We start from the raw sequence: 15,441 nt of genomic DNA on the forward strand, positions 1-15,441 counted from the left end.
TGGCGTGTGGCGCTTGTTGTTGCGGGGCTCAGCTGACGCGCCGGCCAACCCAGTCGGCCAGTGCATGCAAAGTGTCGGTGTGGGCGAGGCCGCTGTCACGCAGTGCCTCGTGGGATTCGTCGAGCAGACGATCAGCGCAGGCCTGGGCCGGCTCCAGACCCATCAGAGAGACAAAGGTCGGCTTGTCGCTGGCGGCGTCCTTGCCCGCGGTCTTGCCCAGCGTGACCGAGTCGGTGGTGACATCAAGGATGTCGTCCACCACCTGAAAAGCCAGACCCAGGCGGTCGCCGTAGCGACGCAGGCAGGCGAGCGCGTGTCCGCTCGGGCGCCCGGTGGCGGCCCCCATCATCACGCTGGCCTGCAGCAGCGCACCAGTCTTGCAGCGGTGCATGGCCTCCAGCGCCGGCCGGTCCAGCGCCGAGCCCACGCTGGCCAGATCGATCGCCTGCCCACCGGCCATGCCGGCGGCACCCGCAGCCTGAGCGAGGTGCCGGCACAGCGTGGCCGAGAGCGCGGGATCGGTGGACCCGTCGTCGGGCACCAGCAGCTCAAAGGCCAGGGCCTGCAAGGCGTCGCCCGCCAGCAAGGCCTGGGCCTCGCCAAACTGCACGTGCACCGTGGGCTTGCCCCGGCGCAACACGTCGTTGTCCATGCAGGGCATGTCGTCGTGCACCAGCGAGTAGGCGTGGATCAGTTCCACCGCGCAGGCGGCCCGCAGGGCGGTGCCGGCATGCCCCTGCACCGCTTCGCAGGCGGCGAGCACCAGCAGCGGACGCAGGCGCTTGCCGCCATCGAGCACCGCGTAGCGCATGGCCAGCCCTAGGCCCGCCGGCGCGTCGGGCGACACCCAGTCGCTCAGCGCCCGCTCAATCAGCGCCTGCTGCGCCGCGCGCCAGGCCACGAACCCCACCCCATCGGACATCGCGGTACTCAAGTGGCGCTCCAGGGTTTGAGTTCGCCGCCTTCGAGCAGCTGGATCTGGTTTTCCACCGCTTCCAGCCGGCTGCGGCAGTACGCCAGCAACTCGGCACCGCGCTGGTAACGCGTGAGCAACTGGTCCAGCGGCAACTGGCCCGCGTCCAACTGGGACACCAGTTGCTCCAGCTCTTCCAGGGCGGCTTCGTAGCTGACGGCCACGTCGGCAGACGCGGCTGCACGGCCAGCGGAGCGGGGTGACTTGGTGGTGGTGGATGTGGTCATGCGAGCGAAAAAAGGATCGGCTGCGGCCAGAGCTCGAATGGCCCGGATCGGGCATCCCTGACAGTGGGCAAGCAGGACAACCGCCGACCGACGGGTGCTCCGCAGCAAGCGGGGATTTTATCCCCCCGGCAGACCGGGACACCAAGTGAGGCAAAGCCCCTCCTGACGGCCCGCCCCGGCTCACCGGCGATGCCGTCCCGGATGGCATGCCCGGGGTACAATCCGCCCTCCTTTTCTCCACTGACGGGCCTCATCCGCCCGGAGGGACGCACCACTCCACCCATCCCGCGCGAATTCGTCTGACGAGCACAGCGCTTACCCTGCCCCTTCATAGGGGGAGTCTCTAGGTCAAGACACATGTCTGATTTAAGTCTTCAACTCCAGCAGGCCAGAAGCCAACTCCCGGTTTCCAGCTATTTCGACCAGGCGCTGTACCAGCGCGAACTGGAAACCCTCTTCCAGCGAGGGCCCCGCTACGTGGGGCATGCCAACGCGGTGCCGAACGTCGGCGACTACTACGCCCTGCCTCAGGAGGGCGAAGGCCGCGCCCTGGTGCGCACGCCCACCGGCGTGGAACTGGTGTCCAACATCTGCCGCCACCGCCAGGCCGTCATGCTCAAGGGCCGCGGCAACCTGGGCGAGAACCGCAGCGGCCACGCCGGTGGCCACATCGTGTGCCCGCTGCACCGCTGGACCTACAGCGGTGGCCAGAACAGCCCGCTCGGCTCGCTGCTGGGTGCACCGCACTTTGCCCAGGACCCCTGCCTGGATCTCAAGCGGTATCCGCTGCGCGAGTGGAACGGCCTGCTGTTTGAAGACAACGGCCGTGACATCGAAGCCGATCTGGCGGGCATGGGGCCGCGCGCCGCGCTGAATTTCAACGGCATGGTGCTCGACCATGTGGAGCTGCACACCTGCAACTACAACTGGAAGACCTTCATCGAGGTCTATCTGGAGGACTACCACGTCGTGCCCTTCCACCCCGGCCTGGGTGGCTTCGTCACCTGCGACGACCTGCGCTGGGAGTTCAAGCCCGAGTTCTCGGTGCAGACCGTGGGTGCGCAGAACCTGCTGGGCAAAGCCGGCAGCCCGGTCTACCAGCGCTGGCACGAGCAGCTGATGCAGTACCGCCAGGGCGAAGCGCCCTCGCACGGTGCGATCTGGCTCACCTACTACCCGCACATCATGGTCGAGTGGTATCCGCACGTGCTCACCGTCTCGACCCTGTACCCGCTCAGCGTGGACAAGACGCTGAACATGGTGGAGTTCTACTACCCCGAAGAAATCGCCGCCTTCGAACGCGGCTTCGTCGAAGCACAGCGTGCGGCCTACATGGAAACCTGCATCGAGGACGACGAGATCGGCGAGCGCATGGACGCCGGGCGCAAGGCCCTGCTGGCGCGCGGCGACAACGAGGTCGGCCCCTACCAGAGCCCGATGGAAGACGGCATGCAGCATTTCCACGAGTGGTACAGAAGCAGGATGCGAACGGAGTGAGCATCCGCGTGCATTCATGCCAGGGCACCGCGGAACCGGCTTTGCCGGGCCGCCAGTGCCGCCCCCCTGGGGGGGTGACGCCGCAGGCGGCGCAGGAGGGCTGACATGTTATGGATGCTGCTTGCCGCGCTGCTGTTCGCCACCATGGGCGTCTGCATCAAGTTCGCGTCGGATCACTTCAACCCGTTTGAAATCGTGGCCTACCGGGGCATGGTGGGCGTGGTGTTCATCATCGGCATGACGCGGGTGCGGGGGGTTTCCCTGCGCACCCAGCTGCCCATGATGCACTTCTGGCGCACCGTCGTCGGCACCATCTCGCTGACGACATGGTTCTTTGCCATCGCCGTGCTGCCGCTGGCCACCGCCATGACACTCAACTACATGAGCAGTGTCTGGATCGCAGCCTTTTTGCTCGGCGGCGCTTTGCTGACGCAGGGGCGCAATGCCCCCATGAAAAACCAGGCGCCCCTTTTCATGGCAGTGCTGGCGGGGTTTGCCGGCGTGGCCATGATGCTGCGCCCGACGCTGCAGCCCGAGCAGGTTCTCGGTGCGGTGGTTGGCCTGTTCTCTGGCATCTTTGCCGCCTTGGCCTACCTGCAGGTGGCCGCGCTCAGCCGGGCTGGCGAGCCGGAGAGCCGCACCGTGTTCTATTTCTCCGTGGGCGCGGTGGTGGCCGGGCTGGCGGGCATGCTGTTCGCGGGCGCGAGCCCTTGGCACTGGCCGAGCGCGCTGTGGCTGCTGCCCATCGGGCTGCTGGCGGTGTTTGGTCAGCTGTGCATGACACGCGCCTATGCCAGCGGCGCCACCCTGGTGGTGGCCAACCTGCAGTATTCGGGCATCGTCTTTGCCGGCATCTACAGCATCACCATCTTTGGCGACCAGTTGCCACTGATCGGCTGGCTGGGCATGGGCCTGATCGTGGTCAGCGGCATCACGGCCACGGCGCTGCGCGCCCGCGCGATTCCCAACGCACCCGCCGAAGACCACTGAAACGGGTTCGCGTTCAAGCGCAGAAGCCGTCGGCCGGCGCAATCCCGCACAATGGGTTGCATGTACACCACCCTCATCACCCCCACCGAGCTGCGTGCGCTCCAGAACCAGGCGGCGCCGCTCCAGCTGTTTGACTGCAGCTTCGAACTCGCCAACCCGGACGCCGGCGAGGCCCAGTTCAACGAGGCACACATCCCGGGCGCCCTCCACGCCCACCTGGACCACCACCTGAGCAGCCATTCCGCAGACGACCGCGCCAGCGGCGGGCGCCATCCCCTGCCCTCGCGCGAAACCTTGGCGGCCTGGCTGGACCGGATCGGCCTGACGGCCGACACGCAAGCCGTCGTCTACGACCGCCAGGGCGCCAACTACAGCGGCCGCCTCTGGTGGATGCTGAAGTGGTGCGGACACGAAGCCGTCGCCGTGCTCGACGGCGGCCTGCAAGCCTGGCTCGTCTCAGGCGGCGCCGCTGAAACCGGGCCCGCTGCGCCCCCTAAAAAGGCGACCCCAGGCGGTTTCGTCCTGCGCGATCCGCTCGCCCGGCTGGTCGACACCCCGACCATCGCCAGCCGGCTGGGCGACCCGGCGCTCACCCTGGTCGATGCCCGCTCCGCCGCCCGGTTCCGCGGCGAGGTGGAGCCCCTGGACCCGGTGGCCGGGCACATTCCCGGCGCGCTCAATCGGCCCTTTGTCGACAACATCGGTGCCGACGGTTGCTTCAAACCCGCTGCTCAGCTACGCGCCGAGTTCGAGCAACTGCTGGCCGGGCGCGCCCCGTCCACCGTCGTCCACCACTGTGGCAGCGGCGTGAGCGCGATTCCCAACCTGCTGGGCATGGAGGTCGCCGGGCTGGGCCGCAGTGCGCTCTATGCGGGCAGCTGGAGCGAGTGGTGCAACACGCCGGGTTTGCCTTGCGCGCAGAGTCAAGTCGCTCCGCCAGCGGCCGACACAACCCGGGGCTGAGGCCGATCGACCGGCACCCCACCCGAATCACGCCCAACCAGCCCGCGCCCGTGGCCCCTCTCAACACACCCCAACCTCCACCAGCGCCCGACTTGAGCGCGGATGGGAAAATCCGACTGGTCACATTGCAGACGATCTCGCTACTGGTCGGTGTGGTGGCCACAGCGCTCACACTGCTGGTGTACCTCACCACGAGCAACCCGCCGGAGGTGCTGGCACCGGCGCTGATCGCGCTCACCAGCTGGGGCTCGCTGATCCTGCTGCGCAAGGGCTACGTCCGCTTCGTGCCCCACACGCTGGTGTTTGCCGTGGTGCTGTCGGCCATTCTGGCCGTGCTGGCGTACGGCTCGGTGCGCACCGCGGCCGGTTTCCTGTTTGTTGCGGCCGTTGCCTGGGCCGGCATTTTCCTCGGACGCACGGCTCTGATCGCCACCGTGGTGTTCTGCCTGGCCGCGCTCGGCGGCCTGAACATCGCCGAACAACGCGGCTGGCTGCACACGCCGGACTTCGGCGTGGGCATCACCGTGTGGCTCACCCACGCCGCCACCCTGCTCGTCGTCGCGATCATGGTGTACTACAGCCGCATCCGGGCCCAACAGGCGCTGACGAGGCAGATGGAAGAGCTCGAACGGCGCAAGCGCACCGAACAGGAGCGCGACCGCAGCATGGAGCGGTTCGCGCGCATCTTCCACACCAGCCCCAGCGCCATGCTCGCCCAGTCAGCACACTCGGGCTTGATCCTCGACGTCAATCCCGCCTTTGAACGCTGCTACGGCCACTCCCGCGCCCAGGTCCTGGGGCGGGTCGACAACTTCCTATGGCTCGATCCCGAACAGCGGACCGACTACCTGGAACGCCTGTTCGTCAACCGCCGCTCCCTGCAGGAGTCCGTGGTCGGACTGCGCGCGGATGGCAGCACCTTTGACGCCCTGATCTCGAGTGAAATGGGCGAAGACCCCGAAGACCGGCTGGTGATCAGCACCGTCATCGACATCAGTGAAGAACGCCGTCGCCAGACGCAGCTGCTGTCGCTCACGCGAGGCCTCTCGGTGCCCAGCGGTGACGCCCTGTTCCAGGCGCTCACGATGCACATGGCCCAGGCCATCGGCGCCGACATGGTCACCGTCGGCGAACAGCACCAGGATCGGCGTGTGCGCACCCTGTCGGTGTGGAAAGACGGCGCCACCAGCCCCAACTTCACCTTCCCGCTTGACGGTGCCCCCTGCGGCGAAGCGATGCAACAGACCGACCTGTGCGTGCACCTGGAAGGCGTGGCCGAGCGGTACCCGCACGATCAGGCGCTGACCGATCAAGGCTTCCAGGCCTATGTGGGCCAGTCGCTGCGCGACGAAGACGGCACGGCCATCGGCCTGCTCAACGCACTCTGGCGCCGGCCGATCCAGCTGCAGCCCGACACCCGTGCGCTGATCGCCATTTTTGCCAGCCGTGCCACGGCCGAGCTCATCCGGTTGCGGCGCGACCGCGAAATCCTGCGCCTGAATGCCTCGCTGGAACAGCGCGTGCGTGAGCGCACGGCCGAGCTGGAAAAGCTCAACGCCGAGCTCGACTCGTTCGCCTACTCGGTGTCACACGACCTCAAATCGCCCTTGCGCGCCATCGACGGCTTCACCCAACTGCTGACCGAGCAGTTGCAAGGGCGCCTGCAGGCCGACGAGCAACAACTGTTCGACCGCGTGCTCGCCGCCACCCGCCGCATGAGCCTGCTGATCGCCGACCTGCTGGCGCTGGCCCGGGTCAGCCAGGGCAAGCTGTCCCGGGACGAGACCGACCTGAGCGCCCTGGCCGAACGGGTGATGCGGGCCGAACACGGACGGCATCCCGAGCGGCATCTGCGCTGGCACATCACACCCGACCTGGTCTGCCAGTGCGACGCGCCCCTCGCCCGCATCGTGCTGGAGAACCTGCTCGGCAACGCCGTGAAATACACCCGCGACCAGATGGCTCCGCTGATCGAGTTCGGCCGGCTGGGCAGCGACGGCCACCCGCCCGGCGCCTTTTTCGTTCGGGACAACGGCGTGGGCTTCAACATGCACTACGCCGACAAACTCTTCAAACCCTTTCAGCGCCTGCACACGCCCAGCCAGTTCGATGGCACGGGCATCGGCCTGGCCACCGTGCGGCGCATCGTCGAACGCCACGGCGGCAGCATCCGCGGCGAGTCGGTCGAAGGTCAAGGTGCCCTGTTCGTGTTTTCCCTGTCCGCGCCACCGACACCTCCGCCCGCGCCGCCTCCGCCTGCTGCACCACCCCCTCACGCCATGCCATGAGCCGATCCGGGCAGCAAGACACCGCCGACCTCCGGACCGGCTGGTCGCGCTTCGTTCAGCGGGCGTGGGCCAGCCCGCTGACCAGCGTCACCAGCGCAATGCCCGCCAGCAGCCAGGCCACCTGCGCCGCCGTCTCGCGCAGGCCCAGGCGTTTTTGCAGCTGGGGAATCAGGTCGGCCAGCGCCACATAGACAAAGCTGCTCGACGCCGCCACCAGGAAATACGGCAGGTAATCTTCCAGCTGCGCCAGCAGGAAATACCCCACCACCCCGCCCAGCGCGGTCACCGTGCCCGCCAGCGACACCTTGACCAGCGCCGCGCGATGCGTGCCCGATGTGTGGCGCAGCACCACCAGGTCGCCCATGTGGTGCGGCACCTCGTGCGCCAGCACCGCCACCGCCGTGACCACGCCCAGACGCATGTCGGCCATGAAGGCCGACGCGATCAGGATGCCGTCGCCAAAGGCGTGCACGCTGTCCCCGGCCAGCACCGCCCAGCCGCCGGAGCGCGGGCCGTGGTGATCGTGGCCGTGGGCGTGCCCGTGGTGCGCATGGTCGTGACCCTCGTGCCCCGCGTCGTGGTGGTGCTCGTGGCCGTGGTGCCAGAGCTCCGCCTTGTCCAGCAGGAAGAAAAACACCAGACCCGCCAGCAGCACCGCAAACAGCTCCTGCGCACCCGCCTCGCTCTCGAACGCTTCGGGCAGCAGGTGCATGAAGGCCGTGGCCATCAGCGCGCCGGCCGCCAGGCTCAGCATGTGCTGGGTGTAGCGCGCCAGCATGGCGAAGCTCAGTGCGGCCGCCAGCCAGACGCTGCCCACACCGGCAGCCACGGTTCCCAACAGGATTGCAATCAGGGTCATCTTGAATCAGAAGTCACAAAAAAAGGGCCGCAACAGCGGCCCCCTGGTTCGGAAAAGCCGGCCCGGCTTCAGGCCACGCCGTGCTGCTTGAACCAGTCCGTCGCCCGCTTCCAGCCGTCTTCGGCCGGCTCCTTGCGGAAACTCGGCCGGTAGTCGGCGTGGAACGCATGGGGCGCATCCGGGTACACCACAAAAGTCGAAGCCTTGGCCGCCGCATTGCCCGTGGCCAGAACGCTCTTCATCTTATCAATCGTGTCAAGGGGGATGCCCGTGTCGGCACCACCGTAGAGGCCCAGCACCGGCCCATGCAGCCCGGCCGCCACGTCCACCGGGTGCTTCGGATTCAGCTCACTGGCCTGTCCGACCAGGCGGCCGTACCAGGCCACCGCCGCCTTCACCTGAGGGTTGTGTGCCGCATAGAGCCAGGTATGGCGCCCGCCCCAGCAAAAACCCGTCACGCCCAGCTTGCTGGTGTCGCCGCCGTTGGCCGCGGCCCATTTCACCGCCGCATCCAGATCGCCCATGACCTGGGCATCGGGTACCTTGGACACCACCTCGGCGATCAGCTTGGCCATCTCGCCATAACTCTGCGCATCGCCCTGGCGCACGAACAGCTCGGGTGCAATCGCCAGGTACCCGGCCTTCGCGAAGCGCCGTGCGGTGTCGGCGATGTACTCGTGCACACCAAAAATCTCCGACAGCACCAGCACCACCGGCAAGCCCGTCTTGCCCGCGGGCGCGGCGCGGTAGGCCGGCATCTTGAAGCCATTCACATCGATCATCACCTCACCCGCCGTCAGGCCATCGGCCGGCGTCTTGATCGCCGTCTGCGCCATGATGGGCAGCGCGGCAGCGGCGTAGCCCACGCCCAGGGCGGCCTTGAGGGCCGTGCGGCGCGAGGGCTGGCTGTTCGCATCACGGGCATCGAGCAAGGCCTGGCTGTCGGTGATCAGATCGGTATTGAACATAGGTATCTCCTGGGTTGAAGTGGGACAACGAAGCCGCCGAAGCCGCAAATGGCGGCATGGTCTGGATCACGGTTCGGGCCTTTTGGTTCGCCAACGCCTGCAAACTTCAGGTTTACGACCCACGCCGCACCGCGCCACAATGGCCGCGCAACCAGCCACAAGAACAGCCAACAGGGAGGCGACATGAACCAGACCGGGCCCATTCTGCAGTTTCTCGGATGCCAGGACGGCGTGTGGGGGCTGAGCCTGCTGATCGTCTGCGACGCGGCCGACCCCCAGCCCGGCCTGACCCTCCACGTGCCCGCCGAACTGGTGGGCGGCTGGCACGGCCCGGTGCCCGGCCTCGACGCCACGGCCTGGCGCTTCGACATCGCCGTTCGCCAGACGGCGGCGACCCAAAGCGTGGCTTACCGACTCGGCGGCCAGACCCACCACATTCAGGTGCCCGCGCTCGGCGCCACACCGGCCATGGCCTATGTGTCGTGCAACGGCTTCTCGGACGCCCGGACGCGCAAGTCCCTCCAACACCCCCTGGCCATGTGGGCCCGGCTGGGCCGGCTGCACGCCGGGCAAGACCTGGTGGACCAGACCCGCTTTGGCCCGCTGGAGCTGCTGCTCATGGGCGGCGACCAGATCTACAGCGACGACATCTGGTCGGTGCTGCCAGAGCTCAGGGCGTGGACCGAGATCGAGTGGTTCACCCGCACCCACATGGCCTTCAGCGACTCGCTGCGCGCCGCCCTGGAGACGCACTTCGCCCGGCTCTACCTGGAGCGCTGGAACCAACCCGAGACCGCCGCGCTGCTGGCCACGGTGCCCAGCGTGATGATGTGGGACGACCACGACATCATCGACGGCTGGGGCTCCCACCCGGCCGAGCTGCACCACAGCCCCGTGTTCCAGGGCATTTTTGCGGTGGCCAGGACCGCGTTCGAGCTGTTCCAGCGCCAGATGCTGGGCGCCGCCCCGCCCGCCACCCTGCCCGGCCAGAACGCGCACAACAGCGCCTACCGTTTTGGCAACACCGGCCTGCTGGTGCTCGACATGCGCAGCGAACGCCGGCCACGCGGGCAACAGACCGGCGCCAACGGGGCCACCGTCCTGCTCGCCGAGCAGGTGCTGAGCGCGACCAGCTGGAGTGCCGTGTACCAGTGGCTCGATGCCCAGTTGGCCGCCGGCGGTCTGCGCCACCTGCTGGTGATGAGCAGCATCCCGGTGATGCACCCGAGCTTCGAGCAGCTGGAAAGGATGCTAGGCGCCCTGCCGGCCATCGAAGAAATCGAAGACGATCTGCGCGACCACTGGACCAGCCCGCCACACAAGGCCGAGCGCCTGCGCCTGGTGCACCGCCTGCTCGACGCCTGCGCAAAAGGCCTGCGCGTGACCGTGCTGTCGGGCGACGTGCACGTGGCGGCCCTGGGTGAAATCGAATCAACCCGCTCCACCCTGCCGCTGGAAGCGCGCAGCCTGACCCAGCTCACCTCCAGCGGCGTCACCCACCCAGCCCCGGCGGGCGTGGCCCGCTACTTTCTGGAGCAGGCCTGCCAGCAACCGGAAACCCTGGAACCCGGCATCACCGGCCGCATGCTCGAGTTCCCGACCACACAGCAGCGCCTGATCGGCTGCCGCAACGTCATGACCCTGCAAGCCGACCCGCCGGGCGGCGCCGACCGGCTGTGGGTCAACTGGTGGGCCGAAGGGCAGGCGCATCCGTTCACGAAGGTGGTGCTGGCGGTGCGGTGAGCGCGGGACTCACTGCTGGAGCGGCGACCACAAGACGCATCCTTCATGTCGGTCAAAGGGCCGAACGACCACGCCCGCGCGCCGCTTTACAATGAAAGATCTCTTGAAAGAACCGTCATGGCCGAGGCCATGAAGGGCTTTCATCCTTGCAACCAAAGGTGGTGAAGATGAACAAGCCTTTCATTTCGCTGTGCCCCGAGATCACTCGGGCAAACGCGCTGACTCTGATGGACTGGCTGGAGGACGAGTGCGTCACCCGCCACCTGAGCGATTCGCGACATGTCTCCCGGTTCATCGAGCAGGTCATTGGTCGGGTCCAGTTGCCGATCCTGACCCATCTGTTCAACCAGGGCGGCCGGTTCTTCATGGCCTACGACCGGCATGACGTGCCGGTGGGTTTTGTCCGTCTCGTCAAGACGGGCCCGGACTGCGAAATGGTCCTGGTCATCGGCAACCGCGACAACTGGGGCCGCAAACTGGGCGCCAGCGCCATCCGCGAAGGCATGAAACTCGCCTTCTTCGACATGCGGGCCGAGAAGCTCATCGCCAAGATCCATCCGGACAACGCGCGCTCGCTGAAGGCCTTCCTGCACTGTGGCTTTCTGCTTGATAGCGAAACGCCCACTCTGAAGTCATTTTCCGTGACTTCGGAGCGCTACCTGCGGCTCTTGCGAGAAGGCGCTGTGGGTGTCCCCACTGATATCTACATCACTGAGATCGACAAGGCCCGGCTCCGGAGCCTGCTCTCGCTCGAGCTGGGCGAGGCTGTTGTCGAGCTGGAGCACGAGATCGAGCGAGCCATCGTCGTCGATCCGCAGCAGGTGGCGCGGGATGTTGTCACGATGAACTCCAGGGCCTTGCTGCAGTTAGACAACGAAGAAGTGGAAGTGGCCCTGGTCTACCCAGAGGACGCGGACGGCAGTGCCGAGAAACTGTCGGTGTGCTCTGCCATCGGTACCGCGATCCTGGGCTACAAGGAGGGCGATGCCTTCGATTGGCGAATTCCGGAACGGACCTGCCATATCCGGATTGAGAAGGTGCTTTACCAGCCGGAAGCTGCGGGCGATTTCCACCTGTAGATTCGCATGCTGCACCACAGCTGCAGATCGCGCACGGACGCTCGGGCCGCCTGCGATTCGGCGGCCAAGATGACTTCCTCGGTCACCTACGTAGAGCTGTCATTGAATTCAGAAAGGTGAATGCCTCATCCTGGCCGGCCGCCACTCACCTTCGCGCCCATCAACCCATCGCAGCACCACCACCCCTGCTCCCCGCAACGCTGGCGCAATGAAATTTGAATGACTTCAAAACCGCAAGTCCAGCCTGTTCATACGCATAAGATGGGCTTGCGATGATTGACCAACTCCACCTCCAGAACCTCAAGGCCTGGCGCGACAGCGGCCCGGTGCAACTGGCGCCCGTCACCATGCTGCTGGGCGCCAATTCTTCGGGAAAGTCCACGCTGCTGCAAAGCCTGCTGCTGCTCAAGCAGACCGTGGCCTCGCCCGACCGCACCGTGCACCTGAACCTGGGGGGTGACGAGGCGAACGATTACTTCCACTTCGGCGACTTCGACGCGGTACTTTCGCGCGGTGTGGCAGCGCCGCGCCAGTTCTCCATCGAGCTGTCCTTTCAGCGTCCCGAGGGCGAGCGCGTGCGCCACGGGCGTTTTGCCTGCAGCTACGGGCAAACCGCCAGCGGCGCCGTGGCCATCCAGGAACTGCAGCTTTCCACCGTGGCTCGACGCTTTCGGGCGGTGCGGCGCGAGCGCGGCGCCTACGCGGTGTATGTGGACGACGAGTCCCGGCCGCGTGGCAAGGGCCCGCAACTGGCGCCCGAGCGCTCCATCGCCCTGCCCGCCGAGGCCCTGGCCCTGCTGGGCACCGATGGCACGCACCTGCAAGACCTGAGCCTGGCGCTGCGCCGTGAGCTGGAGGGCATCGTCTACCTTGGCCCGCTGCGCCGCCGCCCCGATCGCGACTACGTGTGGAACAAGACCACCCCCGGCGAAGTCGGCAGCGACGGCCACAAGGCCATCGACGCGCTGCTGGCCAACTTCCTGCTGCCGTCCGAGCACCAGGGCAGCGTGCTGCGCAGCGTGTCGCACTGGCTGCAGCGCATGGGCATGGCCGAGCAGCTCAGCGTGCGCGCACTGGGACGCTCGGGCCGCTACGAGGTGCTGGTGCACCACGACGGCGTGGTGGTCAACCTGCGCGATGTGGGCGTGGGCGTCTCGCAGGTGCTGCCGGTACTGGCCGTGGCCTACTGCGCGCCGCCGGGCAGCACCGTGCTGCTGGAAGAGCCCGAAATCCACCTGCACCCGCTGGCCCAGGCCGTGCTGGCCGAAATGTTTGCCGAGGTGAGCCAGCAGCGCCAGGTGCAGTTTCTCGTGGAGACACATTCCGAGCACCTGTTCCGCCGCATGCAGACCCTGATCGCCCGGCGCCAGGCCAGCACCGCGCAGTGCCGCATGCTGTTCGTCGAGCGCCAGGGTGCGGATGCCGTGCTGGTGCCGCTGGACGTGGACGAATTCGGCGCCGTGCGCAACTGGCCGCCGCGCTTTTTTGGCGATGCGATGGGCGAGGCGCGCGAGCAGGCCCGCGCACGCGCACAGCGTCTACGGGAAACCGCCGTTGGCTGAGGCAGGCGCAATGCAGGCCCGCCTGGTGGACACCAATGTGCTCATCGTCGCCAGCGCGTCCGACGCGGGTTCGCCCTTTCGTGCCGAATCCACCCCCGTGGAAGAAGCCGCGCTGCGCCAGCAGGTGTTCGACTGGCTCGAAGCCTTCGAGGCCGACCCCACGCGCCACGCCGTGCTCGACGTGGACTGGCATGTGTGCGGCGAATACCGCCACAAGCTCACCGAGCAGGACTACGGCTGGCTGGCCATGATGCACAAGATGGACCGCGGCGAAGTGGTGTGGGTCGATGTGCTGCTCGACAAGGACGGCAACGCCGTGCTGCCGCCCGAGCTGGCCGAGGCCGTCACCGACCTGGCCGACCGCAAGATGGTGGCCGCCGCCCTCGCCGCGCTCGATGCAGGCCGCGCCACCCAGATCACCAACGCCGCCGACACCGACTGGATCGACTGCCAGCAGGCCCTGCACGCCGTGGGGCTGGAGGTGGAAAACCTGCTTCCCGACTGGCTGCAGGCGCGCTGGCATGTCAAACACCCGCGCGTCCGGCGCGCAAAATAGACACTTATGCCCGACTTCTTCCGTTTCCCCCACACCCCCCACATCGCCTGGCTGGCCACTGGCGAGCCGCGCGACGACAAAGTGCTCTCCCCCGCCGAGGCCGAAGACATCCTCAGCGGCCCCGTGGTGCTGGAAGAAAAGCTCGACGGCGCCAACCTGGGCTTTTCAGTCTCGCCCGACGGCGTGCTGCGCGCGCAAAACCGGGGCCAGTACCTGCCCCAGCCCTTCCACGGCCAGTTCGCCCGCCTGGGCCCCTGGCTGGCGGCGCACGAAGACAAGCTGTTCGATGCCCTGGGGCTGCACCTCGTCGCCTTTGGCGAATGGTGCGCCGCGCGCCATTCACTCGACTACGCCACCCTGCCCGACTGGTGGATGCTGTTCGACGTGTACGACCGCCAGGAGCAGCGCTTCTGGAGCACCGCGCGCCGCAACGCCTGGGCCGCAGAAATAGGCTTCAACACCGTGCCGCGCCTGTACGCGGGCGAAGTGACGCTGGACCAGCTGCGCGACTGGGTGCACGCCCACGACAGCCAGTTCCGCCAGGGCCACCTGGAGGGCATCGTGGTCCGCCGCGAGAACGCCGACTGGCTGGAGAGCCGCGCAAAACTCGTGCGGGCGGACTTCACGCAGACGATTGATGCGCACTGGCGCAGTCGGGCGCTGGAGTGGAATCGGGTGGTGTGAGGGTGCTGCTTGAGTTAAGGGTTGCAGGACGCCCGCTCGGACCCGCAGGCCAGTGACGTCACGCCGACTGCGAAGGGTGGGCGTCGTACAAGCCTTAACTGCAGGCGTCATTGCCGCCCCAAACGGCCCTTTCATACGGTTTTGTATTCAAGCGTAGAACAAGGCGGGAGCCGCAGACAGAGCTGAGGCGATCCGGATCGAGCTCGCGCGCCCAAGCCGCCTGCGCCATCACCGTAGTACCGACCGCCGGCAGCAGCCGCGCGGACTAGGGCCTGTTAACACAAACTTCGAAGGCCATCGACCACCAGCACAAAGCTAAGAAACCCCAGGAACATCGCATCGAGTTTCTCGAAGCGGCTGAAGATGCGCCTGTAGCCCTTGAGTCGGCGGAACAGGCGTTCAACTTCATTGCGGCGCTTGTACATCTCACGGTCGTACTCCCATGGTTCGATTCGCGTCCTCAGCGGCGGCACTACCGGGATGAATCCCAGGTCAAGCGCCAACTGTCGCGTCTCGTTTCCTTCGTAGGCTCGGTCCATGAGCAGATGTACCGGCCGACTCGCTGCGCCCAGGCTCTGAAGCAACCGCCGACCTTCGGGTGCGTCATGCGCCTGGCCCGGTGAGAGGCTGAACGTTACGGCCGTTCGAGCATCCGCGGCAACCATATGAATCTTGGTGTTCCATCCGCCTCGGGACTTGCCGATGGACTGAGGTCCGTTTTTTTTAGAGCGCCTGTGCCGTCGGGATGCACCTTAATGCTGGTGGAGTCCAGGGACACCGCTTCAATCTTGATGCGCACGATCTGCTCGCGCTGCAGCGCATCAAACATCTTGTCCAGCACACCGGCCTTGGTCCAGCGACGCATGCGCGTGTAGATGGTGTGCCAGTTGCCAAACCGCTTGGGAAGTCCGCGCCACTTGCAACCGTGCTCGGCCACATACAGCATGGCGTTGATGACCTCCAAATTGCTCATGCTGACGTTGCCGCGCTGCAAGGGCAGGCAGTGTTCAATGCGCGCGAATTGCTCTTTTGTGATCTCCATGGCCGATAGT

The 15,441-nt window shown here is 66.8% G+C and carries 14 protein-coding genes; 9 read left to right on the top strand and 5 right to left on the bottom strand.

Annotation, left to right across the window (positions count from 1 at the left end; genetic code table 11):
* Positions 1-28 precede the first annotated feature (28 nt).
* Together AC23D4_RS05930 and xseB are read right to left on the bottom strand one after the other, a co-directional pair.
* Positions 29-922 (bottom strand): polyprenyl synthetase family protein, encoded by an 894-nt coding sequence (locus AC23D4_RS05930; protein WP_472889129.1) that lies wholly within the window; start codon positions 920-922, stop codon positions 29-31.
* Positions 923-930: 8 nt separating this feature from the next.
* On the bottom strand, positions 931-1,200 hold the full coding sequence (gene xseB, locus AC23D4_RS05935) for an exodeoxyribonuclease VII small subunit (protein WP_472889116.1): 270 nt from the start codon (positions 1,198-1,200) through the stop codon (positions 931-933).
* Between the two features lie 357 nt (positions 1,201-1,557).
* Between xseB and AC23D4_RS05940 the strand changes: the two genes are divergently transcribed.
* The 4 genes from AC23D4_RS05940 (at position 1,558) to AC23D4_RS05955 (ending at position 6,938) form a co-directional block, all read left to right on the top strand.
* On the top strand, positions 1,558-2,697 hold the full coding sequence (locus tag AC23D4_RS05940; RefSeq protein ID WP_472889117.1) for an aromatic ring-hydroxylating oxygenase subunit alpha: 1,140 nt from the start codon (positions 1,558-1,560) through the stop codon (positions 2,695-2,697).
* Between the two features lie 105 nt (positions 2,698-2,802).
* A complete protein-coding gene (locus AC23D4_RS05945; RefSeq protein WP_472889118.1) occupies positions 2,803-3,687 on the top strand; it encodes a DMT family transporter in 885 nt (294 codons plus the stop codon).
* A 60-nt stretch (positions 3,688-3,747) separates the two neighbouring features.
* On the top strand, positions 3,748-4,650 hold the full coding sequence (locus AC23D4_RS05950; RefSeq protein ID WP_472889119.1) for a sulfurtransferase: 903 nt from the start codon (positions 3,748-3,750) through the stop codon (positions 4,648-4,650).
* A gap of 92 nt (positions 4,651-4,742) precedes the next feature.
* Positions 4,743-6,938 (top strand): ATP-binding protein, encoded by a 2,196-nt coding sequence (locus AC23D4_RS05955; protein ID WP_487623710.1) that lies wholly within the window; start codon positions 4,743-4,745, stop codon positions 6,936-6,938.
* A gap of 55 nt (positions 6,939-6,993) precedes the next feature.
* Here the strand turns inward: AC23D4_RS05955 and AC23D4_RS05960 are convergent, their stop codons facing one another.
* Positions 6,994-7,797, bottom strand: coding sequence for a ZIP family metal transporter (locus tag AC23D4_RS05960; RefSeq protein ID WP_472889121.1), 804 nt, complete (start codon positions 7,795-7,797; stop codon positions 6,994-6,996).
* A gap of 68 nt (positions 7,798-7,865) precedes the next feature.
* Positions 7,866-8,765, bottom strand: a complete 900-nt coding sequence (locus tag AC23D4_RS05965) for a dienelactone hydrolase family protein (protein ID WP_472889122.1) — start codon at positions 8,763-8,765, stop codon at positions 7,866-7,868.
* Between the two features lie 183 nt (positions 8,766-8,948).
* Here AC23D4_RS05965 and AC23D4_RS05970 point away from each other — a divergent pair, with 183 nt between their 5' ends.
* From AC23D4_RS05970 to AC23D4_RS05990, 5 genes are all read left to right on the top strand, one after another.
* Positions 8,949-10,508 (top strand): alkaline phosphatase D family protein, encoded by a 1,560-nt coding sequence (locus AC23D4_RS05970; RefSeq protein ID WP_472889123.1) that lies wholly within the window; start codon positions 8,949-8,951, stop codon positions 10,506-10,508.
* A gap of 167 nt (positions 10,509-10,675) precedes the next feature.
* Positions 10,676-11,587 (top strand): bifunctional GNAT family N-acetyltransferase/nucleoside diphosphate kinase regulator, encoded by a 912-nt coding sequence (locus AC23D4_RS05975; protein ID WP_472889124.1) that lies wholly within the window; start codon positions 10,676-10,678, stop codon positions 11,585-11,587.
* 272 nt (positions 11,588-11,859) lie between these two features.
* Complete coding sequence (locus AC23D4_RS05980) at positions 11,860-13,149, top strand: AAA family ATPase (RefSeq protein ID WP_472889125.1); 1,290 nt, start codon at positions 11,860-11,862, stop codon at positions 13,147-13,149.
* A 10-nt stretch (positions 13,150-13,159) separates the two neighbouring features.
* Complete coding sequence (locus AC23D4_RS05985; RefSeq protein ID WP_472889126.1) at positions 13,160-13,705, top strand: hypothetical protein; 546 nt, start codon at positions 13,160-13,162, stop codon at positions 13,703-13,705.
* 6 nt (positions 13,706-13,711) lie between these two features.
* Positions 13,712-14,389, top strand: a complete 678-nt coding sequence (locus AC23D4_RS05990; protein WP_472889127.1) for an RNA ligase family protein — start codon at positions 13,712-13,714, stop codon at positions 14,387-14,389.
* Positions 14,390-14,664: 275 nt separating this feature from the next.
* On the opposite strand, the gene AC23D4_RS05995 is transcribed toward AC23D4_RS05990, so the two are convergent.
* A protein-coding gene (locus tag AC23D4_RS05995) for an IS5 family transposase (RefSeq protein ID WP_487623619.1) occupies positions 14,665-15,431 on the bottom strand; the annotation gives its coding sequence in 2 pieces (ribosomal slippage) (positions 14,665-15,116 and positions 15,116-15,431; 768 coding nt in all).
* Between the last annotated feature and the right edge of the window lie 10 nt (positions 15,432-15,441).

The organism is Hydrogenophaga sp. L76, assembly GCF_057654755.1.